General features: G+C 66.8%; 22 protein-coding genes and 2 pseudogenes. 11 read left to right on the top strand and 13 right to left on the bottom strand.

Features of this window, described 5'->3' with window-relative positions; genetic code table 11:
• The first annotated feature begins 37 nt into the window (after nt 1-37).
• Together A5650_RS01560 and A5650_RS01555 are read left to right on the top strand one after the other, a co-directional pair.
• Nucleotides 38-814 carry an ArsR/SmtB family transcription factor gene (locus A5650_RS01560; protein ID WP_067285618.1) on the top strand — a complete coding sequence of 259 codons (777 nt, stop codon included), beginning with the start codon at nt 38-40 and terminating at the stop codon, nt 812-814.
• A gap of 5 nt (nt 815-819) precedes the next feature.
• Entirely contained in the window at nt 820-1,575 is a 756-nt protein-coding gene (locus A5650_RS01555; RefSeq protein ID WP_067285708.1) for a DUF899 domain-containing protein, read from the top strand.
• 36 nt (nt 1,576-1,611) lie between these two features.
• Here the strand turns inward: A5650_RS01555 and A5650_RS01550 are convergent, their stop codons facing one another.
• A complete protein-coding gene (locus A5650_RS01550; protein WP_067285615.1) occupies nt 1,612-2,274 on the bottom strand; it encodes an MBL fold metallo-hydrolase in 663 nt (220 codons plus the stop codon).
• A gap of 81 nt (nt 2,275-2,355) precedes the next feature.
• Here A5650_RS01550 and A5650_RS01545 point away from each other — a divergent pair, with 81 nt between their 5' ends.
• Complete coding sequence (locus A5650_RS01545) at nt 2,356-2,733, top strand: hypothetical protein (RefSeq protein WP_231992454.1); 378 nt, start codon at nt 2,356-2,358, stop codon at nt 2,731-2,733.
• Here the strand turns inward: A5650_RS01545 and A5650_RS01540 are convergent, their stop codons facing one another.
• From A5650_RS01540 to A5650_RS01525, 4 genes are read right to left on the bottom strand one after another with little or no spacing between them, the layout of a single operon-like run.
• Nucleotides 2,734-3,387, bottom strand: a complete 654-nt coding sequence (locus A5650_RS01540) for an alpha/beta fold hydrolase (protein WP_067285612.1) — start codon at nt 3,385-3,387, stop codon at nt 2,734-2,736.
• Nucleotides 3,388-3,423: 36 nt separating this feature from the next.
• Nucleotides 3,424-4,200 carry a glutamine amidotransferase gene (locus tag A5650_RS01535; RefSeq protein ID WP_067285609.1) on the bottom strand — a complete coding sequence of 259 codons (777 nt, stop codon included), beginning with the start codon at nt 4,198-4,200 and terminating at the stop codon, nt 3,424-3,426.
• Nucleotides 4,201-4,228: 28 nt separating this feature from the next.
• Nucleotides 4,229-6,475 carry a catalase/peroxidase HPI gene (katG, locus tag A5650_RS01530; protein ID WP_067285607.1) on the bottom strand — a complete coding sequence of 749 codons (2,247 nt, stop codon included), beginning with the start codon at nt 6,473-6,475 and terminating at the stop codon, nt 4,229-4,231.
• A gap of 33 nt (nt 6,476-6,508) precedes the next feature.
• Nucleotides 6,509-6,964: a Fur family transcriptional regulator gene (locus tag A5650_RS01525; RefSeq protein ID WP_067285605.1), complete on the bottom strand. Its 456-nt coding sequence runs from the start codon at nt 6,962-6,964 to the stop codon at nt 6,509-6,511.
• 282 nt (nt 6,965-7,246) lie between these two features.
• On the opposite strand from A5650_RS01525, the gene A5650_RS01520 reads away from it, so the two are divergent.
• The 5 genes from A5650_RS01520 (at nt 7,247) to A5650_RS01500 (ending at nt 12,427) form a co-directional block, all read left to right on the top strand.
• The gene (locus tag A5650_RS01520) at nt 7,247-8,464 is read left to right on the top strand and encodes an acyltransferase family protein (protein ID WP_067285603.1); all 1,218 of its coding nucleotides are present in this window, start codon (nt 7,247-7,249) and stop codon (nt 8,462-8,464) included.
• A 47-nt stretch (nt 8,465-8,511) separates the two neighbouring features.
• Nucleotides 8,512-9,195: an Rv0518 family GDSL lipase gene (locus tag A5650_RS01515; protein ID WP_502687036.1), complete on the top strand. Its 684-nt coding sequence runs from the start codon at nt 8,512-8,514 to the stop codon at nt 9,193-9,195.
• Between the two features lie 63 nt (nt 9,196-9,258).
• Complete coding sequence (locus tag A5650_RS01510; protein WP_082950559.1) at nt 9,259-10,566, top strand: sensor histidine kinase; 1,308 nt, start codon at nt 9,259-9,261, stop codon at nt 10,564-10,566.
• 16 nt (nt 10,567-10,582) lie between these two features.
• A complete protein-coding gene (locus A5650_RS01505; RefSeq protein ID WP_067285601.1) occupies nt 10,583-11,014 on the top strand; it encodes a type II toxin-antitoxin system Rv0910 family toxin in 432 nt (143 codons plus the stop codon).
• 63 nt (nt 11,015-11,077) lie between these two features.
• Nucleotides 11,078-12,427 (top strand): aldehyde dehydrogenase family protein, encoded by a 1,350-nt coding sequence (locus A5650_RS01500; protein WP_197501763.1) that lies wholly within the window; start codon nt 11,078-11,080, stop codon nt 12,425-12,427.
• Between the two features lie 11 nt (nt 12,428-12,438).
• On the opposite strand, the gene aceA is transcribed toward A5650_RS01500, so the two are convergent.
• The 3 genes and pseudogenes from aceA to lhgD form a co-directional block, all read right to left on the bottom strand.
• Nucleotides 12,439-14,736: an isocitrate lyase ICL2 gene (aceA, locus tag A5650_RS01495; protein ID WP_067285598.1), complete on the bottom strand. Its 2,298-nt coding sequence runs from the start codon at nt 14,734-14,736 to the stop codon at nt 12,439-12,441.
• 41 nt (nt 14,737-14,777) lie between these two features.
• Nucleotides 14,778-14,891 (bottom strand): annotated as a pseudogene (locus tag A5650_RS27640) (helix-turn-helix transcriptional regulator); the annotation flags it as partial.
• A 3-nt stretch (nt 14,892-14,894) separates the two neighbouring features.
• On the bottom strand, nt 14,895-16,103 hold the full coding sequence (gene lhgD, locus A5650_RS01490) for an L-2-hydroxyglutarate dehydrogenase (RefSeq protein ID WP_067285696.1): 1,209 nt from the start codon (nt 16,101-16,103) through the stop codon (nt 14,895-14,897).
• A 159-nt stretch (nt 16,104-16,262) separates the two neighbouring features.
• On the opposite strand from lhgD, the gene ripD reads away from it, so the two are divergent.
• Complete coding sequence (gene ripD, locus A5650_RS01485) at nt 16,263-16,805, top strand: NlpC/P60 family peptidoglycan-binding protein RipD (RefSeq protein WP_067285694.1); 543 nt, start codon at nt 16,263-16,265, stop codon at nt 16,803-16,805.
• A gap of 2 nt (nt 16,806-16,807) precedes the next feature.
• Here the strand turns inward: ripD and A5650_RS01480 are convergent, their stop codons facing one another.
• The gene (locus tag A5650_RS01480; RefSeq protein WP_067285596.1) at nt 16,808-17,254 is read right to left on the bottom strand and encodes an MOSC domain-containing protein; all 447 of its coding nucleotides are present in this window, start codon (nt 17,252-17,254) and stop codon (nt 16,808-16,810) included.
• Nucleotides 17,255-17,300: 46 nt separating this feature from the next.
• Here A5650_RS01480 and A5650_RS01475 point away from each other — a divergent pair, with 46 nt between their 5' ends.
• Nucleotides 17,301-18,485: an acyl-CoA dehydrogenase family protein gene (locus A5650_RS01475; protein WP_067285593.1), complete on the top strand. Its 1,185-nt coding sequence runs from the start codon at nt 17,301-17,303 to the stop codon at nt 18,483-18,485.
• On the opposite strand, the gene A5650_RS01470 is transcribed toward A5650_RS01475, so the two are convergent.
• From A5650_RS01470 to A5650_RS01460, 3 genes are all read right to left on the bottom strand, one after another.
• Nucleotides 18,486-19,445 (bottom strand): haloalkane dehalogenase, encoded by a 960-nt coding sequence (locus A5650_RS01470; protein ID WP_067285692.1) that lies wholly within the window; start codon nt 19,443-19,445, stop codon nt 18,486-18,488.
• Nucleotides 19,446-19,450: 5 nt separating this feature from the next.
• Nucleotides 19,451-21,001: a class I adenylate-forming enzyme family protein gene (locus A5650_RS01465; RefSeq protein ID WP_067285590.1), complete on the bottom strand. Its 1,551-nt coding sequence runs from the start codon at nt 20,999-21,001 to the stop codon at nt 19,451-19,453.
• A gap of 65 nt (nt 21,002-21,066) precedes the next feature.
• Nucleotides 21,067-22,026, bottom strand: coding sequence for an esterase family protein (locus tag A5650_RS01460; RefSeq protein WP_067285587.1), 960 nt, complete (start codon nt 22,024-22,026; stop codon nt 21,067-21,069).
• Between the two features lie 281 nt (nt 22,027-22,307).
• Between A5650_RS01460 and A5650_RS01455 the strand changes: the two are divergent.
• A pseudogene (locus tag A5650_RS01455) lies at nt 22,308-23,193 on the top strand (FAD-dependent monooxygenase).
• Here the strand turns inward: A5650_RS01455 and A5650_RS01450 are convergent.
• Nucleotides 23,190-23,912: a hypothetical protein gene (locus tag A5650_RS01450; RefSeq protein ID WP_067285584.1), complete on the bottom strand. Its 723-nt coding sequence runs from the start codon at nt 23,910-23,912 to the stop codon at nt 23,190-23,192. The pseudogene A5650_RS01455 and the gene A5650_RS01450 sit on opposite strands and share 4 nt — an antisense overlap.
• Nucleotides 23,913-24,107 lie beyond the last annotated feature (195 nt).

The following is a 24,107-nucleotide window of genomic DNA, read 5'->3' as shown; positions in this document are numbered from 1 at the left end:
ACGCAGCCAAACGGCTGCATATAGTCAGGCGGCAGGGATGGACGACGTATTCAAGGCGCTGGCCGACCCGAATCGGCGCTTGCTTCTCGACAGCCTCAACGACCGCAACGGTCAATCGCTGCGGGATCTGTGCTCGGGGCTGTCGATGGCTCGCCAGTCGGTGAGCAAGCACCTCGCCGTGCTCGAAGCGGCCAACCTCATCACAACTTTGTGGCGAGGGCGGGAGAAGCTGCACTACCTCAACGCAGAACCGATCAACGCGATCGCCGACCGCTGGATCAATCGATACGACCGCGCGCGAGTGCAGACGCTCGCGGACCTCAAAACAGCATTGGAGACCCACCCGATGAGCACCAGCGAGTTCGTCTACGTCACCTACATTCGAACCACACCCGAGCGACTGTGGCAGGCCATCACCGACCCCGCCTTCTCCAATCGGTACATGGGCCATGCATTGGTATCGGACTTCAAAAAGGGTTCGGAGTACGTGTGGTCCGACTGCAGCGGCCTGGAGATCAAGGATTCGGAGCAGGTGATTCTCGAATCCGATCCGTACCGCAGGCTCGCGTTCACCTTCCACACCTTCGTACCCGAACTGGCGAAACTGGGCCTCGACGAAGACGTCGTGAAGAAGGCCGCGACCGAGCGCAGGTCGAAGGTCACCTTCGAGATCGAACCGGTCGAGGACGGTCAGGTGAAGCTGACAGTCGTGCACGACGACTTCCCCCCGGAAAGCACTGTGCGCGGCTTGATCTCCGGCGGATGGCCATGGAAGCTGGCCAACCTCAAGAGCGAACTCGAGGCCGCATCATGACGGTGATGAACACGCCGCCGGTCGTCTCCGAGGGAGAGTGGACGAGGGCCTGGGAAGAGATGCTCGTCAAGGAGAAGGAACTCATGCGCGCCCGCGACGCGCTGGCGGCCCAACGCCGAAGGATGCCATGGATGGCCGTCGACAAGAACTACATCTTCGAAGGACCGCGCGGCCAGATCAGCCTGCTCGACTTGTTCGACGGCCGCCGCCAGCTGATCGTGTATCGCGCCTTCATCGAGCCCGGGACGGGTGACTGGCCCGAACACGGCTGCACCGGTTGCTCTTTGATGGCCGATCATGTGCCAAACCTCGCTCACCTCAACGCCCGCGACACCACGTTCGTCTACGCATCCCGCGCTTTACAGGCCGACCTCGAGCACATGAAGACCAAGATGGGTTGGCACCACCCGTGGTACACGATCCTCCCCAGCAAGGATGCAGCCTTCGACGCCGACTTCGGCGTCAAGGACTGGCACGGCACCAACGTCTTCATCCGCGACGACGCCAATCGCATCTTCCGCACGTACTTCATCAACGGCCGCGGTGACGAGGTGTTCGTCAACACCTGGAACCTACTCGACGTGACGGCGCTTGGCCGGCAGGAGGATTGGGAGGACTCACCCGAGGGCTATCCGCAGGGTCCGCCCTACGAATGGTGGAGTTGGCACGACACCTACGAGGAGCACACGCCGTGGCGGTGGTTCGGCGACCCAGACCCCAACGACCCCGACGACCAGCGGCCGCCGCGCCGCGAATCCTGAGCTGGCCCCTCGCCGTTTGTGAACCTGCCGACGCGACTACGAAGGCACGGTCGCCAGCGCCTGCGCCACGCAGTCGCCCCACGAACGCGGATCGACGACCGCCCACGCCGTCTCACCACCGAACGCGCTGGAGATCACCAGGTCAGGGTCGACGGTGCCCAGCAGCTCCACACTCGCGCGCAGCTGACCGGCGTCGCCGCGGCCCGGCACTAGGAACGTCGCCCACGTTCCCGAGGCCGTGGGGAACATGGTGTCGCCGGTGAACAGGTATCGCTCGCCGGTCACTCCGCGCACGAGATAGCTTGTGCTGCCGGGCGAATGACCCGGGGTGGGAAGCACTTCGACACCGTTGTCGTCGACGTAGCGCACATCGCCGACTGCCACGTCGACGCGGGCGTGCTTGGTAATGGCCTCGAGTTCCGCCTCCGGCGCGTGCAACCGGCGCGCAAACCGCTCCGCGATCCGGGCCAGGTTCGGCCCGGCCTCATCGAGATGCGACAGATACTGCGCGCTGACGCCGCCCAGTGCGTCGATCGCATCGAAATCGGCCTCGCTCGCCGGACTGTAGAACAGCACATTGCCGCGCGGCCCGCGCCACAGGTACGCGTGCGTGGTGAGGCCGGGGAACGGCGTATCCATCCGGGTCTGCCAAAGGTCGTCGCGGAGTCGGGTCAGTTCCTGTGTCGTTGAGTTCGTCATGTATCGACTCTGCGACCTGAACCATTGTTGAGGTCAAGCGATTTCCCGGTAAACAACCCGGCGGGATGTCACCATCGGAACATGGTGCGTCCACACGTCGCCGCTTTGACCGCCGCGATGACGGCAGCCGCCGGGTTGATCGCCTTCGCTCCGGACGCGGCGGCGGTCTGCTACTCCGCCGATTGCGTGCCCGACGTCGCCCGCAACGTCATCGGGGGAGCGCCGTGCCGGCCCGGCAAGTACTTCAACTACGGGCTCGGTCCCGACGGCGCAACATTCGTCTGCAACCGGGTAGGCGTGTGGACACCTGCCGGACCCCTCATCGGCATCTACAACGTCGCGATGGACTGCACCCAACCGAACGCTTCGGCTCAAGGCTCGGACGGGGTGGCGTTCGTGTGCACCGACATGGGTGGGGGCCACCTGAGGTGGGCTCACCGCATCGACACCGCGGAGTGATCAGAGCACCGCGGCGATCCGCGCCGCCACATCCGCAGCGACCGACAGCGAGCCCTCGTCGGTCGCGGCCGAATACCGGTCGGCAGCAGGGTCGTACGTCGCACCCGCGATCGACCCGTGATCGGCCTCGAGCACGACGCACGAGACCGGCCAACCCGCGTCCGAGAGCGTCTCGGCGAATTTCCGGCTCACCTCGGCCGGGACGACGTCGTCGTGCGCACCGTGCAACAGCGTGAACGCCGCGGCATCACCGTCCAACGAACTCGCCAAGGGCGCGCCGCTGAGAGGGTCCGCGACCATGAATGCGCCTGCCAGGCAGACGGTATGAGCGACGCCGAACTCACGGGCGTGGATCGCCAGGGCCGCCGCCGCCAGGCCGCCCATCGACCATCCCACGACAACCAACGGCGCGTCGCCCGCGTGCGTCCTGGCATGTGACGCCGAGGCCAGCAGGTCGCCACGGCCACGGTCGTCGGCGTGTGAGTCCCAGTCGGCCAGCACAACCGCGAATTCGTGCGCGTGCACCCGTTCGGCCAGTGGGCGCATCGCGGCGCGCGAATCGGTCTGGGCACCGTGCCACATCAAGACTGTCGGTTGCGCCGGATCGCCGAAGATGTCTGCGGACCGGCCGGGGGAGTACTCGACGGTGTGCATCACCCTGGAGTGCCCCGGCTGCCCGAAGACCAACCGTCAGCGCGCATACCGATCCACGAACCGACGCAGGATGGTCTGGGGATATCGAACTTTCCATTGTCGCGCTTCGAGTTTCAACTGCTCCGCCGACTCCGGTGCGAAGTAACCATGGTTCTTGTAGGCATCAAGGCGGATGTCGAGGCCGTCCAGGTCGAGCTCGGGATGGAATTGCGTGGCGTAGACGTTCTGTCTGACTCGAAACGCCTGAACCGGGCATTGCGGTGAGGTCGCCAGGCATAGTGCCTCGGGTGGCAGCACCGACGCCGCTTCCTTGTGTCCGCCGTAAGCATCGAAGACATCAGGCAGCTCGGTGAAGAGTGGATCGTCGCGACCCTCGTCGGTGACCGTGATCTTCATGCCGCCGACGGGTTCCGGGTACGTACGGTCGATGACCGCCCCGATGACGGTGCCCAATGTGCCTACGCCGTAACAACATCCAAGGAATGGGTAGTCCGCCTCCACGACGCGCCGGATCAAGTCGAGTAGTTCTGCCTCGACCCGTCGTTGCGTCGTCGATTTCGACTCCGGCGCATCGCTGACGTTGTACGGACCGCCGCCGAGGATGATGCCCGACCAGTCCGCGAGGTCGATGGAACCCAACGATTCGTGGAGCAGATTGATCCGGCGCACACCCGTCGTATCCAAACCGCCGAAGCGCATCATCGCTCGGTACTCGTCCCCGGCCGCGGCGTCCTCGCCGCGGATCGACAACAACAGAAACGGGGCAGACAGCACGACACCCCGCGAGCCCGATGAGCCCGCGGGGTGTCGCATCTCGTTATTGTGCGATCAGACTCGCCTGTCAGTCCAGATCGAACCGATCGTTGTTCATGACCTTCACCCAGGCAGCGACGAAGTCCTCGACGAACTTGTCCTTGCTGTCTTCCTGCGCGTAGACCTCCGCGATGCCGCGAAGCACCGAGTTCGATCCGAACACCAGGTCGTTGGCGGTGGCCGTCCACTTGAGCGCGCCCGAGGAACGGTCGCGTCCCTCGTAGACGTTCTCGGCGGTCTCCGACGGCTTCCACTCCGTGCTCATGTCGAGCAGGTTGGTGAAGAAGTCGTTGCTCAGCACACCCGGCCTGTCGGTGAACACGCCGTGTTTGCTGCCGCCATGGTTGACGTTCAGCACCCGCAGGCCGGCGATCAGCACCGCGAATTCCGGAGCGGTCAGGTCGAGCATGTAGGCCCGCTCGACGAGAAGCTGCTCCAGCGGCGCCTTCTCACCCGACCGCGCAAAGTTGCGGAAGCCGTCGGCCCGCGGTTCGAGAACCGCGAACGAGTCGACATCGGTGTTCTCCTGCGTGGCGTCGGTGCGCCCCGGCGCGAAGTGCACGTCGATCTCGAAACCTGCGTCCCGCGCAGCCTTCTCAACCGCCGCCGACCCGCCCAGCACGATGATGTCGGCCAGCGAGACCTCCTTGCCGCCGGTCGCCGAGCTGTTGAACTCCTGCTGGATGCGCTCGAGCACGGGCAGCACCTGTGCCAACTCGGTCGGCTCGTTGGCCTCCCAATTCTTCTGCGGCTCCAGCCGGATTCGAGCGCCGTTGGCACCGCCGCGCTTGTCGGTGCCGCGGAAGCTCGACGCCGACGACCACGCGGTCTTGATCAGCTGCTGCACGCTCAGGCCCGAGTCGAGCAACTTGCTCTTGAGCTGGGTGATGTCGGCCTCGTCGACCAACTCGTGGTTAACCGCCGGCACCGGGTCCTGCCAGATCTCCTCTTCGGGGATCCACGGGCCCAGGTAGCGGCTGACGGGTCCCATGTCGCGGTGCATTAGCTTGAACCAGGCCTTGGCGAAAGCCTCGTCCAGCTCCTCGGGATGGTCGAGCCAGTGCCGGGTGATCTGGCCGTAGATCGGATCCTCGCGCATCGAGATGTCGGTGACGAGCATCGTCGGCTTGCGCGGGGGTCCGCCGAACGGATCGGGGATGATCGCCTCGGCGTCCTTGGCCTCGAACTGCCAAGCGCCACCGGGGCTCTTGGTCAGCTCCCACTCGTACCCGTACAGGTTCTGCAGGTACCCGTTGCCCCACTCGGTCGGGGTCGGGGTCCAGACCACCTCGAGACCGCTTGTGATGGTGTCACCGGCCTTGCCGGACGCGAACGCGCACTTCCATCCCAGGCCCTGCTGCTCGATCGGGGCGGCCTCCGGCTCGGGTCCGACCAGATCACCGTCGCCGGCGCCGTGGGTCTTGCCGAGGGTGTGGCCACCGACGATCAGCGCCGCGGTCTCCTCGTCGTTCATCGCCATGCGGCCGAAGGTCTCGCGGATGTCGTGGGCCGCGGCCAACGGATCCGGCTTGCCCTCGGGGCCTTCGGGGTTGACGTAGATCAGACCCATGGTCGTCGCGCCGAATGGCTCGGCCAGCTTGCGCTCCGAGTCGTTGGTGCCGCCGTAACGCTGGTCGGTGCCCAGCCACGTGTCCTCCTGGCCCCACAGCATCTCCTCGGGCTCCCAAATGTCCTCGCGACCGAACGCGAAGCCCTTGGTCTTGAAGCCCGACACCTCGAGTGCGGCGTTGCCCGCGTAGGCGATGAGGTCCGCCCAGGAGATCTTGTTGCCGTACTTCTGCTTGATCGGCCACAGAAGGCGACGAGCCTTGTCCAGGTTCGCGTTGTCCGGCCAGCTGTTCAGCGGCGCGAAGCGCTGCGCCCCCTGGCCGGCGCCGCCGCGACCGTCGAAGATGCGGTAGGTGCCGGCGGCGTGCCAGCTCATGCGGATGAACAGCCCGGCGTAGCTGCCGTAGTCGGCGGGCCACCAGTCCTGCGAGGTGGTGATCAGCTTGTGGACGTCGGCCTTGAACGCTTCGAGGTCGAGTTTCTTGAACTCCTCGGCGTAATCGAAGTCCTGGCCGAGCGGGTTGCCCTTTTCGTTCTGCTTGTGCAGCACCGACACGTCAACCTGGTCGGGCCACCAATCCCGGTTGGTCAGCGGAGCGTGCGTCTTCGGCTTCGGTGTATCGATAGCCGGGTTCTCGCTCTCGCTGTGACTTGCCGTCTTGGAATCGTCGTGAGGCGGGCGAGCGTCGGATGTATCAGATGACACAGCGTTCCTTCCGGTGGGTTGTTTGGGCTGTGATCACGGTTGTGATCTGGAAACTTGCGATACCAGGCAGTCCGGGCACAGGCCCCAGTAGATGACCTCGGCCTCGTCGAGCACGAAACCGTCCAGGGCGCCGTCGGGATCCGACGGCGTCAGGCAGGGTGCTTCACCGACCGCGCAGTCGATGTCGGCGATGACCCCGCATGATCGGCACACCACATGGTGGTGGTTGTCGCCGACACGCGATTCATACCGGGCCACCGAACCGGACGGCTGGATGCGTCGCAGGAGGCCGGCACTGGTGAGCGCGGCGAGCACGTCGTAAACCGCCTGCCGTGACACGTCCGGCAGGGCGCGCCGCACCGCCCCGAAGATCGTCTCGGTGTCGGCGTGGGGATTGCCGTAAACCGCCTCCAGCACCGCGAGCCGCGGGCGGGTCACACGCAGATCGGCAGCGCGCAGCCGATCTGCGTAGTCAGGCGTTGTGGACACGCTGCCAGGATGCTCCGCTTTCTGGAATCAGTCAAGACTTTGTCCGACGGCGTGTCGTGCGGAATTTCGATGAGGTTGCTGTCGTCACCGAAGCGCCTCGTTACCAAGGATTTTGGACGTCGCACGGCGCACCGACGTCGCTTTTTGAACATGATCGGTGCCCGGCCACGCTGGTACCCTTCGAAAGCTGCTGGGTCTGCGGCCAGGGGAGGCGGACCGCCCGGCAAATCACGTCAAGCGATAACCGAACGAAAAGCTACGGACTTCCGCGAAGAGAGTGTTGTGCGCACCGGAGAAATCAAAGCCCTTTCCGGCCTGCGCATCGTCGCCGCCATATGGGTGGTGCTCTTTCACTTCCGCCCGCTGTTGGAGCAGTCGGTCCCCGGATTCCGCTCGGCGTTCGCCCCGTTGCTCAACTGCGGCGCGCAGGGTGTTGACCTGTTTTTCATGCTCAGCGGGTTCGTCCTGACCTACAACTACCTCGAACGCATGGGCCCGTCGTTCGAATGGCGGCCGACCCTGCGGTTCCTGTGGCTGCGGCTGGCCCGCGTCTGGCCGGTGTATCTGGTGACGATGCACCTGGCGGCGCTGTGGATCATCTTCACGCTGCAGGTGGGGCACGTGCCGTCGCCGGCGGCCGAGACGCTGACCGCGACGAACTACCTGCGCCAGGCGCTGATGATCCAGCTGTGGTTTGTCCCTTACTTCGATGGCTCCAGCTGGGACGGGCCCGCATGGTCGATCAGCGCGGAGTGGCTGGCCTACCTCCTGTTCGGCGTGCTGATCCTGGTGATCTTCCGCCTCGCGCGCTCGACGCGGGCGCGGGGGCTGATTGCGTTGGCGTTCGTGGCTGTGATGCCGCCGATCCTGCTGTTGTTGGCGACCGGACAGTTCTATACGCCGTGGAGTTGGTTGCCGCGGATCGTCATGCAGTTCACCGCCGGCGCGCTCATCTGTGCGGCGGTGCGCAAGCTCGATCCGAGCGACCAGGCGCGGCGCGCCGCCGGATACGCCGCGCTTCTCCTGGGCGCCGCGATCGTCGCGATCCTCTACCGACTCGACGCGCATCCGTTGCCGAAGATCGTCGATGGCGCCGGCCTGGTCGACGTGCTGTTCGTGCCCTTGCTGTTGACACTGGCCATCGGGGCCGGCTCCGTGCCGTGGCTGTTGTCGCGCCGGCCGGTGGTGTACCTCGGACATGTCTCCTTCAGCCTGTACATGGTTCACGAACTCGTACACACCACCTGGAACTGGATGGTGGATCAATTCGGGCTGCGATTGTCATCGGACGTCACGGGCAAGCTCATAATGGTTGCCTTGCTTGGTACCGCGCTGGTCGGCGCGGTCATGCTGTACCACTTCGTCGAGGAGCCTGCCCGGAAATGGATGCGCAGCATGATGAACGGTCCCACCGCACCGAGTTCGGAGGCACCGGGCAGATTGCACACCGTGTATCGGCCGCACGAACGGTCAGAGGTGATGGCGGCCCGCGCGGGCTGACCGGGCCGACGGCGACGTCGCGGTCCTACGCCCACGCGGTCAAAAGCGTGCTGACCATCGCCATGGCGGTCGCGATCCTGGTCGTCACCGGTTGTCAGCAGTCGAAGCTGATGCAGCACAAGGACATCGACCCTCTGGCGTTCGCGGTCAATCGCATCGCGGTGATCGGCGACTCGTACACGACCGGCGGTCCGGAGGGCGGGCTCGGCGAAAAGTCCTGGACCACTCAGGCCTGGCAGATCCTGGCCGAGCAGGGGCTGTCCACGACAGCCGACGTCGGCGCCGAGGGCGGAGCGGGCTATGGCACCCGCGGCAACCGGGGCAGCATCTTCGAGGATCTGACCGCGGCGACGGTTAAGCCCGACGACACGCTCGTGGTGTTCTATGGCTCGCGCAACGATCAGAACGTCGACCCCGCGCAGCTGTCGGTTCTGGTTTACGGGACGTTCGTGTTGGCGCGGCGCATCGCGCCGTCGGCGCAGTTCTTGGTGATCGGGCCGCCCTGGCCGACCGCCGACGTCCCCGCCACCGTGGTGCGTATCCGCGAGACCCTCAAATATCAGGCGGACTTGTCGGGCGCGACGTTCGTCGACCCGATCGCCCTCCGCTGGTTCGTCGACAGGCCCGAGCTGATCGGCGCCGACGGTGTGCACCCCACCGACGCCGGACACACTTACATGGCGGAAAAGATCGCGCCGTTGATCGGCGCGCAACTGCCGCGGCGGGTCTGATACGTCCTATCGTTGCTGATCGTGCAACTTGGTGGGCGCCTGTTCGCGCTGCTGACCCGGGTGATGTCGCTACGCATCATCGTGATCGTCGCGGCGCTGTCGGTCGTGGCGTTGGTGATCACGCTCGGCGCCTGGGTGTGGTTCGGCGTCACGAATGACCAGTACAGCCAGTTGGACCGTCGCCTCGATTCGGTGAGCAGCCTCGGCGACATCAGCGAGCTGCTGCGCACCGCACAACAGGCCGACCTCAACCCGCCGATCCCGGACGGTGGGCTGGTTCGCACCGCCCGCGTCGACGGCTTCACCGTTTCCATCCCGGAGAACATCGTGTTGCCGGAGTTTCCCGTCGGCTACGCCGACACCACCATCGACGGCGTCGAGTACCGGGTCCGTACCTTCACCGCCGGTGAGGCGTTGATCGCGATCGGCGCGCCGCTCGCCGAGACGCAGCGCCGCATCGACGAACTGCACCGCAGGGTGCTGCTGATCTGCGGCGGCGTCATCGTCGGCACAATCCTGGTCGGCTGGGTGATGTGGTCGATCATGATCAACCCGTTCCGCTTGCTCGCCCAGCAGGCGCGCGCCATCAACGCGCAATCCAAACCCGACGAGGTCCAAGTGCGCGGCGTACAGGAGGCCGTCGAGATCGCCGAGGCAGTCGAGGGCATGCTCGCGCGTATCGGTGACGAACAACAGCGAACGAGGGCGGCGCTGGAGTCGGCACGTGACTTTGCCGCGGTGGCCTCCCATGAACTCCGCACGCCCCTGACCGCCATGCGAACCAATCTCGAGGTGCTGTCAACGCTGCAGATGCGCGACGAGCAACGCCAGGAGGTGATCGCCGACGTGATGCGCACGCAGAGCCGGATCGAGGCGACGCTCACGGCGCTGGAGCGACTCGCGCAGGGGGAATTGACCACCGTCGACGACTTCGTGCCGGTCGACATCACCGAACTGCTGGACCGGGCGGCGCACGATGCGATGCGCAACTATCCCGGGCTGAAGGTGTCGCTGTCGTCGTCGAGGACGGTGCTCATGGTCGGACTGCCCGCCGGTCTGCGACTCGTCGTCGACAACGCGATCACGAACGCGATCAAGCACGGCGGTGCCACCGAAATCCTATTGAGCGCAGAGGCTTCCGGCGACGGTGTGCAGATCACGGTCGACGACAACGGGTCCGGGATACCGGAGGAGGAGCGCGCCGCGGTGTTCGAGCGGTTCTCCCGCGGTTCGACCGCGGCGCGGTCCGGATCGGGACTGGGCCTGGCGCTGGTGGCCCAGCAGGCCGAGTTGCACGGGGGCACCGCCGCGATGGAGGCCGGCCCGCTCGGCGGGGCCCGGCTGGTGCTGCGGTTGCCCGCGCCGAGCTGATGGCTACCATCCTCAGATGGCCAAGCTGGAGTTGTCGCGACAGCTCACGTTGAGTCCGCAGGACGCGTGGGAGCACGTATCGGATCTCAACGCGTTGGGGCACTGGCTGGTCATGCACGAGGGCTGGCGCAGCGAACTGCCCGACGAACTGTCCGTCGGCACCACGATCGTCGGGGTCGCGGGGGCCAAGGGCCTGCGCAACCGCGTCACGTGGACCATCGAGAAGTTCGACCCGCCCCGCCTGATCGAGGTCACCGGAAGGGGCGTTGGCGGCACCAAGTACGGGCTGCGGATGAATGTTGCGCCGACCGGTACCGGCTCGGCGTTCACGCTCACCCTGAACCTCGGGGGAGCGCCACTGTTCGGCCCGATCGGCGCGACAGCGGCCCGCGCGGTCAAGGGTGACATCGAGCGGTCGATCCGTAGATTCGAAGAGCTCTACGGCTGACCGGCGCGCTTCGAGCGGTTGATCGCGGATTTGGCGGGTACCACCGTTCGCGTGTCTTCGACCATGGAGCTGACGGTTCTCGATCCCCGCACCGGCGACGAAGTCAGCAGAATTCCGATCACCGATCCCTCCACCTGTGCCGACGCCATCGCGCGAGCGCGCGCGGCGTCGACGGGGTGGGCCCGAACGCCTGCCGCCGAACGCGCCGCAGCGCTCACGAACGCGGCCGCAGCTGTCCGTGCGGCGGCAGGGGAACTGGCCGAGCTCAACGAACGCGAAACCGGAAAGCTTCGCGACGACGCGCTGGGCGGAGTCGACGCGGGCGCGGGCACGTTGGTGCAGTACGCCGAGCTCGGACCGCTGCACCGTGGCCGCAGTCTGCACGGCGATTGGTCCGCGACCGACCTGATGGTTCCGGAGCCCCGCGGTGTCGTGGCGGTGCTGACCCCGTGGAACGACCCGATCGCCGTGGCGGCCGGACTGTTGGGTGCGGCCTTGGTGACAGGAAACACGGTGGTGCACAAGCCAAGTGAACGCTGTCCCGCCACGGGTCGCCGTTTCGCGGAGCTCCTGGCCGAGCAGCTACCCGAAGGTGTGTTGGCGATCCTCGACGGTGACGCATCGGTCGGCGCGCAGATCGCCGAGGCGGCCGACGTCGACGTCGTCGCGCACGTGGGCAGCAGCGCCGCCGGACGGGCGATCGCCCGGACATGCACCGAACGCGGCGCCAAGACCGTGTTGGAGAACGGCGGCAATGACGCGCTGATCGTCGACGCCGGGGTGAATCCGCGCTGGGCGGCGCAGCAGGCTGCGCTCGGGGCGTTCGCCAACGCCGGACAGATATGCGTATCGGTGGAACGGGTTTTCGTGGTCGAGTCGGTGGCGGAAGCGTTCCTCGAGGAGCTGACGACCGAGGCACGCGCGTGGGACGACCGGATCGGACCGCTGGTCGACACGCATCAACGCGACATCGTGCAGGGCCAGGTCGACGACGCGGTAGCGAACGGTGCTCGCGTCCTGGCGGGCGGCGTGCCGCGGCCCGGTCCGGGTTCGTTCTATCCGCCGACCGTGTTGGCCGACTGCACACCGCAGATGCTGGTGTTCCGCGAGGAGACATTCGGTCCGGTCGCGCCCGTACGAGTGACCCCTGACTTCGACACGGCAGTACGCGAGGCGGCGGACGATCGCTACGGGCTTGCCGCCACCGTGCTGACCCCCGACATGGCGCACGCGCAGGAGGCGTGGCGGGCACTGCCCGTCGGCACCGTCAAGATCAACGATGTCTTCGGGGGAGCGCCCGGCGGGGCCTCACAGCCGCGTCGCGCGAGCGGCAACGGGTTCGGGTTCGGTCCGGAGCTGCTCGACGAGATGACGCAGATGAAGGTCGTCCACATATCGCCGCCGGGCACCTGAGCCCGTAACCCTCAGTCCTCCTTGCGGATCAACCGTCCCAGCGCCTCGCGGTCGGGGTTGAGCAGTTCCTCGATCCGCGGCTGGTTCACATCGGCGACGATGATCTCACCGACCTCCTGGTACACGTCGGTAAAGATACCGTGGGACTTCATCTTCTCGGTTTGATAGATGTTGTCCTCGGTGGGCGTGACGTAGTACATGATCTCTGGCTTGAACCGGTGGATGAGCCACAGGTGCACGACGCTCATCAGCCGCTTCTGCCGCAGCTTCTCGGCGAACGTGTTCTGGTCGCGCACCGTCAGGATGCTGCGCCCGTGCCGGTCCTTGATCGGATCGACGATCACGTTCGCGAGCTTCTCGTCCTCGCCGTCGCGCTCGCCGAAGATACCGAGCTCCAGCACATCCGAGCCCGGACGCGTCGGACGCAGCTGCACCCGCAGCTTCTCGTCGAGCTTGTAGTGCTCGCCCCACATCGCCAGCCACTCCTCGAGCAGCTTCTTCGGCACCTCGGTCTGCACGAGATGCTGATGCTGGGTCGAGCCCTTGCCCATCGCCTTCGTGGTCGCGAGCCGACCCGACGATGCGGCTAGCGCGGCATCGCTGCGCGGACCGCCGACGAGCGTCTGCGGTGTGCGATAAGGCGATTCGACCAACCGCATCTTGCGCTGCAGCCGCGCCAGCGCGAGCATGCCGTCCTGGCGCAGCGCGGTGGCGAACTCCTCGGACGCGACACCGTCGACCTGATGGCCGCCGTAGGTGATGAAGTTGAAGACGAAGCCCATCTTGCCGAGTTCTTCGGGGAACGCCCGCATCTCGTCGTCAGTCATGCCGGTGGTATCCCAGTTGAACGAGGGCGACAGGTTGTAGGCCAGCATCTTCTCCGGGAACTCGGCGTGGATGGCCTCGGCGAACTCACGCGCGTCGGCGAGGTCGGCGGTCTTGGTCTCCATCCACAAGATGTCGGCGAACGGCGCGGCGGCAAGCGACTTGGCAATCGCATACGGGATCCCGCCGCGGACCTGGTAGTAGCCCTCCGGGGTCTTGGCCAGCTCGCAGTCCCATCCCACGGCCGCCCCGATCTCCCTGGCCTTCTCGCGGGCGGTGTAGAGGGGAGCGCGTTCGGCGAACTGCCGCCACTCGGCGACGCTCATGTCGAGTTGTTCGCCTTCGCTTTCGCGGAACTCGAGCAGCTCGGCCACGGCCTCGCCGTACGTCATCAAGCCGGCATCGACCTGCCAGGCGTCGACGCACTTCGACTCGACCTCGTCGAAGATCGCGTCGATCGAGCCGTCGGGGCGGTCCTGATACTCCGCGGCCGCCTGGGTGACGGTGTCCCCGATGCCGTGGCGGTCCAGCCAGGCGTTCGCGGTTTCATATTCCCCTTCGGGCAGCGCGTAGAGCAGGTGGCCGTTGAGTTCGGTGACGCCCGCCTCGTAAAAGCGCCGCATCATCGCCAGGTAGCACGACTTGTACGACGGCACCTTCAGGTTCGTCACGCCGAGCAGGAACGGTTGGTCGCGTTCGTCGGCGCGGCTGTCGATCAGGTTGGCCGCCTCGGCGTCGGTGCGGGCCACGATGATGCCCGGCACCCGCATGATGTCGAGTTGGAAGCGTGCGGTGTTGAGCCGTTTGATCTGTTCGTCGGACGGCACCAGCACCTTGCCGCCCTGATGGCCGCACTTCTTGGTGCCCGGGCGCTGATCCTCGATGTGATAGCCGGGCACTCCGGCCTCCACGAAACGACGAATCAGGTTGCGCACGTGCGGATCTCCACCGTGGCCGGTGTCCGCGTCGGCGATGATGAACGGTCGGAAATCGACGGCGGGCGTCGAGGAGCGCTGGTCTTCGGTCATCTGAAGCCGCAGATACTGCTGGTTGCGGTCCGCGGTGAGCAGCGCGCGGACCAGGCCCGCAGCCTCCTCGGGCACCTGGCTGAGCGGATAGCTGGCGAGGTCCGGTCCGGGATCCTCGGTGGTCGACCCCTTGGCGGAGGTCGCCCAGCCACCGAGGTAGATGCCCTCGATGCCCATGCGTTTCATCGTCACCGCCTGGCCGGGCGAATATGGGCCGAAGGTGGTGATGCTCTTCTTCTGCGCGAACAGTTCGCGCAGGCGCTCGTAGAACGCGGTGGCGGCCTCACGCGCCACGATGTAGTCGGACGGAATCGTGCCACGCTGTTCGGCGACCTGACGGGCCGAGTAGAGGCGGATGATCCCGTCGAATCTCGGGCTGTCGAAGTACCGCTGCGTGGCAGCGACCTCCTGCTCGAACGGGGTCTGAGGCGCGGCGTCCGTTTCGATGATGGCCATGCACCCACAGTACGACCCGGCCTCCGCCGGAGATGGCGTAATCAGCAGGGATGAGCACGCCACGTGCGTGGAGACGTCCCGTGGGTGCGCCGGAACAGCCTGCTGAAGTATCCGGGGTCGGCGATGCCGACGCGGCGGGTGACCTCAGCGCCGGCAGCTCACTCTGCGGCTTCGAAGGTGTCGACGACGTGCTCGGCGATCGCCAGTGCCGACGTCGCCGCCGGCGACGGTGCATTGCGCAACACCACGACGCGGCCGCGGACGCGGATCCGGAAGTCGTCGACGAGTCCGCCGTCGGGATCGAGGGCCTGCGCCCGCACTCCCGCCATGCCGGGGACCACGTCGTCGTCGCCCAACGCAGGCACGTAGGCCCTCGCGGCGGCGATGAAGCGACGCTTGGACAACGACCCGGTCACTTCGCGGATCCCCGTGCGCCAGTGCCGTCGGGCGAATCGCCAGAAGGCCGGTGTCGACGCGATGGCACCCAGATCGCGCAGCGACACCGTTCTCCACGTGTAGCCCTCACGCGCCAGAGCCAGGACCGCGTTCGGTCCGATCAGCACCTCCCCGTCCACCCGCGGGGTGACGTGCACCCCGAGAAACGGGTACCGCGGGTCGGGCACCGGATAGACCAGACCGTTCACCAGATTGCGCCGGTGCGGTTTCAGCGCGTAGTACTCGCCCCGGAACGGCATGATGACCGGAGTCGGCTCGTCCCCGGCCATCTCGGCGAGCCGGTCGCTCTGCAAGCCGCCGCACACGATCACCCGGTCGAATCCGGCCTGCATCTCGTCGGCCTCGGTGCAGGCGCTGACGAGCACTTCGGTGTCACCCACCTTCAGACCCGTCACCCGGTGCCCGAGAAGCACTTTCGCACCCCCACCAGTTGCGTCGGTGGCTAGCTCCCTGGTGACCTCGGCGTAATCGACGATCGAGGTCGACGGCGAGTGCAGAGCGGCGATCCCGCACACGTTGGGCTCGAGCTCGCGCAGTTGCTGCGCCCCGATGATCCGAACCCCGGGTACGCCGTTGGCCACCGCCCGCCGCTCGATGTCGGCGAGGCGGGCTTCTTCCGCGTCGGTGAGGGCGACCAGCACCTTGCCGCAGGCGATGCGGCGGATCCCGCGCTCGGTGCAGAACGCTTCGAGCAGACCCACCCCGCGACGGCAGAGCAGAGCCTTCTGCGATCCGGGTTCGTAATACAGACCCGCATGCACGACGCCGCTGTTGCGCCCCGTCTGATGCGAGGCCAGGCGGTCTTCCTTCTCGAACAACGTGACATCGGAGTCGGGACGACGCCGCACGATCTCGCGGGCTACCGCGACGCCGATGATGCCGCCGCCGACCACCGCGACCCGCTCGGTCATCGCCACACGCCGTAAAGCAGGGGAGTAATCACTGTTCGGTTACGGTACTGCATCTCATTGGCGCTGGGCCAGGCGCGAATTGGCCCTTCGAGCAAACAAACCGGTACAAGTGAATACAGCGCCATAGGTATGCGCGCAGTCGAGAAAGAGCAACGAACCATGAAACGCATCTACGCCTTGGTGATCGGCGTCGCCCTGTTGGTGACCGTTCCTGGGGTGGCGGCCGCCGCACCATCGCCGCGGTCCGCGGCCAACCAGCAGGCGGTCGATCTCGTCATCGCCCGCGGGCTCTCGCAGCGCGGTGTCCCGTTCTCCTACGGCGGGGGAGATGCGAACGGCCCGACGAGGGGCAGCGGCACGGCCGACAACGTCGCAGGACTCGACCGCGAAGGCCATATCGTCGGCCTGAATCCGGCCGTTAGCACCGTCGGTTTCGACGCATCGGGCCTCATGGTCTACTCGTTCGCCGGCGTCGGGGTCAAACTGCCGCGGTCGTCGGGCGCGCAGTACAACGTCGGCCAGAAGATGTTGCCCTCCGAGGCGCTGCCGGGTGATCTGATCTTCTACGGCCCCAACGGAAACCAGAGCGTCGCGTTGTTCGTCGGCAACGGACAGATGCTGGAGGCCACCGAGCAGGGCGTTGCGGTGTCGCCGGTACGGACCGCCAGCATGGCGCCGTACCTGGTTCGCATCATCAAGTGAGGTCACTGCGGCTCTGACGCGGTCAGCACTTCGACCGGATCGCCGAGACGGATCGTGCCCGAGGTGAGCAGGCGGCAGGCCGAGCCGCCTCGGCCGCGCAGCACCGCCGCGGCGCCCCCACCGATCCAGTCGTCGAGCAGGCGGCACGGCGCCGACACCCGCACGACCTCCAACAGCACATCGCCGATCAGCAACCGCGTGCCCGGCTTGGTGGGGATCCCGCCGACGTCCACCGTCACGTTGCGTCGGGTCAGGGCCTGGTCGAACGCGTAGCCGAGATCGGCCGCCGCACGGTCCAACAGCTCCTGCGACTGAACGGTGACGTGGCGGTGGCGGGCGCCGTGGTAGCGGTCGCCGACCAGGCCGGTTCCCGCCTCGGCGACCACCTCACCGACGGAGCGCATCGGCAACCTGCTGCCCGGAGCGATGTTGAGCGCGGTGACGTGCACGGCCGAAGTGTATGTGCGGCGAGACGATCGCTGATAAAGAGGACTGATGACGTCGACCTTGGAAGCCGCCGGGGGCATCGCCGGGCGGGTACGCGGCCTGCGCGAGATCGTGCAACGGGAAGCCGGTGAGTCGGAGCAGAGGCGCACGCTCAGCCCGGCCGTCGTCGATGCGATGTGGGAATGCGGGCTGATGACGGCGTTCAACCCTGCGCCCGCGGGTGGCAGCGAGCCGTCGTTCGCCGAGATGATCGAGACCTGGATCGAAATGGCATGGCAGGACGGTTCTTTCGGATGGGTCGGCATCGCCAACCTGCCGTCGTCGTTCGCGGCCGCCGCGTATCTGCCCGATGCCGGGTTCGCCGAGGTGTTCACCGCCCACGACAATCGGGTCACCATGGGCGGGCAGTTCTTTCCCAACGGTCAGGGCGCCGCCGTGTCGGGCGGATACCGATTGACCGGGTCATGGAGCTTCGGTTCGGGGATCGGGCACTCGCAATATGTCGCTGCGGGTTTCCTGCCGATGGACGGGACCGAGATGCGCTGGGTCAGCGAAGGTGTCCCGGACATGCAGGTCGCGATCCTGCCGCGCGAGCAGGTGAGTTTCAACGACGGCTGGTATGTGCAGGGGCTCAAGGGAACGGGCTCCTACGACTACAGCGTCGAGGACGTGTTCGTGCCCGCCGAGCGCACGTTCGCGTTGTTCACTCGGGAGCCGCTGCGCGGATCGTCACCCGCGACGCGGATGGGCATGATGCCGGTGACCGCCGCCGGGCATGCGTCGTGGGCGCTCGGCGTGGCCAAGAGCATGCTCGACGACGTCGAAGAACTCGCCGCCACGAAGTTCCGCATGAGCGATATGGCGTCGCTGGCCAGTCGGCCGACGTTTCAGAAAGGTCTGGCTCATCACGTCGCGGCGTGGCGGGCGGCGCGGCTGCTGGTGCTCGACGCCTTCGCCGCCGCCGAGTCCGCCGTCGCGGCGGGCGACGACCTCACCCCGGCCCTGCGGGCGGACATGCGGGTGGCCGCGGTGTACGCCACGGACGTGGCGCGCCAGTGCGCGGAGTGGGCGCATCTGGTCGCGGGCACCAGTTCGATCCGTGAGGGCAGTCGATTGGAACGCGCGTTCCGGGACATGTACACCGGCACACAGCACGCGTTCATCAGCGAGAAGGTGGCGATCGACGCCGCACAGGTCTGGCTCGGAATCATCGACGACCAGTTCGGGCTCTGATCACGCGGTGCGGGTGGCGAATTCGGCGACGATGCGCCCGAGTTCGCCGCCCCGCTGTTCCTGCACGAAATGGCCCGCGCCCTCGATGGTCGTATGGGGTTGGCCCTTCGCACCGGGCACGTGGTCGGCGAAAACCTTGTCCCAGCCCCGGGTCGGCGGATCACCGTCGGAGTAGGCCGTGAGAAACGGCCGTCGCCACTCGCCGAGCACGGCCATGGTCTCGCGGCCGATGGCTGCGCCGGGATCGTTGCGGGTCAACGGAATCAGCGCCGTCATCTGACGCAGGCCGGCGGTGAACTCCCGATCCGGGAACGGCGCGTCGTAGGCAGCCAGGACGTCGGGGTTCAATGGCCCGGCCACTGCGTCGAGGAAGAAGCTCGGAACAAGATCCGGCGACCGTTGGTAGAACGCGACGTAGTCGAGGAGGGTCTCCTGGTGGATGACCTGACCGTCGCCGACACCGTGGTGCGGCCACTCGAGCCGGCCCGCGAGAGCGGGGGCGCACGTGTGCAGGATCGTGTTGCTCGCGACGACGCGGGCGAACCGGTTCGGTTCGCGGGCAAGCACACTGAGCCCGATTGGCCCGCCCCAGTCCTGCACGACCAGCGTGATGTCGGTCAGGTTCAACCGGGTGATCGCGCTGTGCACCCAGTCGACATGGCGCTTGAACGTGTAATCCGTCGGCTCGGTCAGCTTGTCGGACCGCCCGTAACCGATGTTGTCGGGCGCGATCACGCGCAGACCCGCATCGAGTAGGGCACCGATGACGTGCCGGTACAGATACGACCAGGTGGGTTGGCCGTGCAGCAGCAGGACGACGGGCGCGTCGACCGGTCCCGCGTCGACGTAATGCATTCGCAGCGGGTCGATTCCGCGCGTCTGGACCTCGACGTAGGAGGGTTCGAACGGGTAGTCGGGCAGCGCCGCGAAACGCTCGTCGGGTGTTCTCAGAACCGCCATCCAGCTCACCCACTAACCGATTCGAGGGTGCCGTCGGCGATCATGCCGCTCAGCGTCCTGCGGTCGAATTTGCCGCTGGACAGGATCGGGATCTGCCCACTTGAGGCCAGCACCCAGCGGCCCGGCACCTTGTACGCGGACAGATGCGCGCGGGTGTGAGCGGCCAGCGCCTCGACGTCGATACCGGCGGCGGTGGGTACGACGACGGCGCAGACCTGCTCTCCGCGACGGGGATCGTCGATGCCGAGCACCAGACTCTGTGCCACGCCGGGGAATTCCTCGATGACCGCCTGGACCTCGAGTGGCGAGACGTTGGCGCCCGCGGACTTGATCATGTCCGTGGTGCGGCCGACGTAGAACAGCCGCGGGTCACCCGGTTTTCGGTAGACGCGGTCACCCGTGTGATACCAGCCGTTTTCGTCGAAGATCTCCCACCGCTCGCGTTTGTTGTAGCCGGCCATTACGCCGATCCCGCGGATCAACAGTTCGCCGACCTCGCCGTCGGGCACCGGGGCGCCGTCGTCGTCGACGATGCACATGTCGGTGAACGCGAACCCGCCCGCGGTTTCGGACATGGTGCGGTGCACGGGATATCCGTCGGGGACGTCGACCATCGCGATGTCGAGCGGCCCGTCGCGCAGCATCGGGGCGCTGGACAGATCCCGGTCGGCGAAGCTCGGGTGTTCGCGCATGCGCTGGGTGAACGCGGGCCATCCGATGACGCCGGCGGCCCGCTCGCGCTCGATCAGATCGAGCGCGTCTCCAGCCTTCAGCCGGGGCAGGACGAGCACGGTGACGGGTTCGTGCAGCGCGCCGGTGGCCGCGAGCAGTCCGCCCACCCAGAAGAACGGCATCGCGCACAGGATCCGCACCGCGGCTTCGCTTTTGGTGACCGCCCGGATCGCGGCGGGCCACGTGGACGTCTGCCGTACGAGGGTGCCGTGGGTGTGCATGACGCCCTTCGGGTCCGCGGTCGAGCCCGAGGTGTGGATGACGACCGCGAGATCGGCTGGCGAAACCTCGGCCTCGGCTGCGGACAGCACCTCGGCGGGCACACCCTCGCCGTCGTACCCGGTCGCCCAGGAGGGAACAGGGCCGTCGACGATCACGACGTGACGCAGGTACGGGGCGGCGACGAGCGCCAGCCGTCCACCCTGTTGGGTCGTCAGCTCCGGCCAGGCCGCTTCGAAGCGCTCAGCGACGTCGATGTTCAGGACGCGGCCGGGAGCAACGATCACCGCGACGTCGGCCAGCCGTGCGACTTTGGCGATCTCCGCGGGGGTGTAGAGCGTGCTGAGGGGGACGGCCAGCGCGCCGACGCGCGAGACGGCCAGCCACCAGACGATCCAGTCGACGCCGTTGGGGAAGTACAACCCGACGCGGGTGCCCTTGCCGACACCTTGGCCCAGGAGCCACAGTGCGAGGTCCGCCGAACGCTGGTCGGCGTCGCGGTAGGTGAGGCGTTCGGTCGGGGTGACCAGATAGGTGTGGTCACCGAACTCGGTGGAGGCGCGCGCCAGAAGCGCGGGAACGGTCGGTCGCAGCTGCTGCGTCACGCAGTGATTGTCTCCAACGCGAACTGGGCGACCGCACGAGGCGGTCGCCCAGTGGCGTCAGGACCTCAGGCGCCCAGTGTGGCCTGGATGTCGCCCTTCATCGCGGCCAGCTGCGAACCCCAGTAGCCCCAGCCGTGCGTGCCGTTGGCGGGGAAGTTGAAGGTGCCGTTGCTTCCGCCCGCGGCCGCATAGGCCTGCTGGAAGTTCTTGTTGCTGTCCAGGGTGATGGTCTCGAGGAACTGACCGGCGATATCGCCGCCGCCGCCGAGCTCGGAGGGGACGCCGTTACCGCAGTACACCCAGATGCGGGTGCCATTGGCCACCAACTTGCCGACGTTGACCGTCGGGTCGTTGCGCTTCCAGGCCGAGCTGCCGGGCGGGCCCCACATCGCGGTGGCGCTGAATCCGCCCGCGTCGCGCATCGCGACGCCGACCAGCAGCGGCCAGATGCCGTCGGAGAGGTTGAGGAAGCCCGACAGGGACGCCGCGTAACGGAACTGGCCTGGGTGGTATGCCGCCAGGATCAGCGCCGCGCTGCCCGACATGGACAGGCCGACCACCGCGTTGCCGCTCGGCGAGATGCCCTTGTTGGCGGAGAGATACGCGGGCAGTTCGGACGTCAGGAAGGTTTCCCACTGGTAGTTGTAGCTGCCGCCGTTGCCGACCGCAGGGCCCTGCCAATTGGTGTAGAAGCTGGACATGCCGCCGACCGGCATCACGACCGACAGCCCCGACTCGAAGTAGGTCTCGAACGCGGCGGTGTCGATGTCCCAGCCACTGTTGTCGTCACGCGCCCGAAGGCCGTCGAGCAGATACACCGCGTGCGGTCCGCCGCCCTGGAACTTGACGGGGATGTCGCGGCCCATGGCCGCCGAGGGAACCATCAGCGTCTCGACCGGCAGGCCGGGCCGCGAATACGCCGCGGCGGTGGACGTACCACCCACGACCGCGACAAGGCCCGGCATGAGCAGGGCCGCCAGCGCGCCGGCCATCATGCGGCGCGTCCATCTGTGTAGCAATGTCATCGCTCTAGAACTTCCTGGTTGTGTGATACCGCCGAGCGGTCTCGCGGACGGGCACACCGGCGCCTGGTCTCGGCCGCCGATTCAGGTGCGGATGCTTCACACCTGCCGCGTCGGGAACACCCGCCGCGCGTAGCCGCTGCTGACGGATATGTCGGCCCCGGCGGCGACCCCGTTACCGGGCGTGGGGTGCGTCACTGTTCTGTAATGGCCGACTCGGGCCGCGTCGGCGGGCTGCGAATAGCGTCGAGGGCAGGCGAGACGACGACGCCAGGACAAGACTGATGGCACAGCGATACGACGTGGTGGTCGCCGGCGGCGGGCCGGCCGGATCGGCGGCAGCGTGGCAGGCGGCCCGCACGGGCGCCAGCGTCCTCGTGCTCGACAAGGCGGCTTTTCTCCGGGACAAACCGTGCGGTGACGGGCTCACGCCGCGTGCGGTGAGCTTCCTGCAGAAGATGGGGTTGGCGACCGAGGTCGCGCGGTTCCATCGCGTGAACGGCGCCAAAGTGTTCAGCCCCGGCGAATGGAACCTGGCATTCCCGCACCGCAGCCGACGGCGCCTACTCACCCGTGAAGCGCGCTTTGCATCTCGACTCGAAGTACCACGGCTATTCGGCGATCGCCATCCGCGCCGAGATGCCCGTCGAGCGGCCCGACACCGACACCCTCGACATCTATCTGAAGCTGACGTTCGACAGAGACCAGTTGCCCGGCTACGGCTGGTCGTTCCCGCTGGGCGGCGGGCGCGTCAACATCGGGTTGGGGTACTGCACCAGCTACCGGAACTGGCACCGGATCAACGCCACGGCGCTGATGGGCCGATTCCTGGCCGGGCTTCCGCCGGAGTGGAGGCTGCCATCGCTCGATGTGCTGAAGAAATCCAAGTCGCTGCAGGCGTGGCGGCTTCCGATGGGGTTCACGGCCGCGGGGGAGTGCGCAGTCGCGGCGCTGCTGAACAGCGGGCCGCACGACTTCACCAACTACGCGCAACGCGTCGACGCGGACTGGGGTCGCCAGTACCAGTTGGGCCGGCTGTTCCATCGGGTGGTGGGCGTCCCGGCGATCGCAAATGCGGGAATCAAGATCCTCGACCAGGTCAATGATCCCGGCGTCCGGTCAAGCCTTCTGTTCTGGGAGGGGTGGCGTGATCCGACGGCGCGCGACTAACCGCGCGGCAACAACGAGATCTTCTGTCCGATCTTCCTCGACAGCTGAGTGGTCAGATTCTCGATGTCCGAAACGGTTTCGAGTACCACCCCGTCGGTGGTGTGTTCGGCGCACAGCGCCGCCGTCTTGGCCGTCAGGCTCAGCAATTCGGAGCAGTAGTTGAGGTAGTGGTGGAGCTGCTCGGCGTCGAGCCCGTGGGGTGTGCTCTGCGCGGTGGGTACGTAATTCGGATTGACCTGCTCGGGATCCTTCGAGAGCTGGTGCATGTCGATGACGTGGGTGAGTGACCGCAAGCGGTGCAGGAGCCTGAGCAGTGAACGGCGCTCGAGTCTCTCGGGGAATGCCCACAGGAACACCACGGCGATCGCGGCGAAGATGAGGTCGTTGACCACGCTTTCGGTCAGCGGCACCCAGTCGGCGGTGCGGTCCAACCCGTCGAGAACCGCCGAGCGCAGGCCGTATCCGAGGGCGATGAGGGCGGCGACGACGATAATGATGCCCGTGGCGCGTGCGGCCAGCGTGGTGCGGCGCAATCGTGCGTGGGACACGGTCGCCTCATCGTCGACCGACATCACGAGCTGACCGAGTTCGCGCGCGGTCATGGTCAGGCCACGCTGGCCGAACCGCGCGTCGATGCGACGTTCGAGTTGCTCGACGGTGGCCGCGACGTGTGCGCCGTTGAGCCGCACCCGGCCATCGACTGGACTGTTTTTCGCCACGTCACGACTCTAGAGCGGGGCGGTCGTCGATACGCGTGGGATGCGCACATCGCCACCCCGGCGGAAATGCAGTTGAGAAATCGACGTGAAGCGGGAATGTTCGGGTTGCGCGGACGGTCGTCGAATCCGTATATGACAGCGCCGTTTTGGAACAGAAGAGCTCGGCTTTCAGGTTTGCCGAGATATTTCGAGTGG

Source organism: Mycobacterium sp. 1164985.4, from assembly GCF_001668575.1.
Lineage (GTDB): Bacteria > Actinomycetota > Actinomycetes > Mycobacteriales > Mycobacteriaceae > Mycobacterium.
Note: the sequence above shows the minus strand (reverse complement) of the source record. Positions and strands in the feature narration are given on the sequence as shown.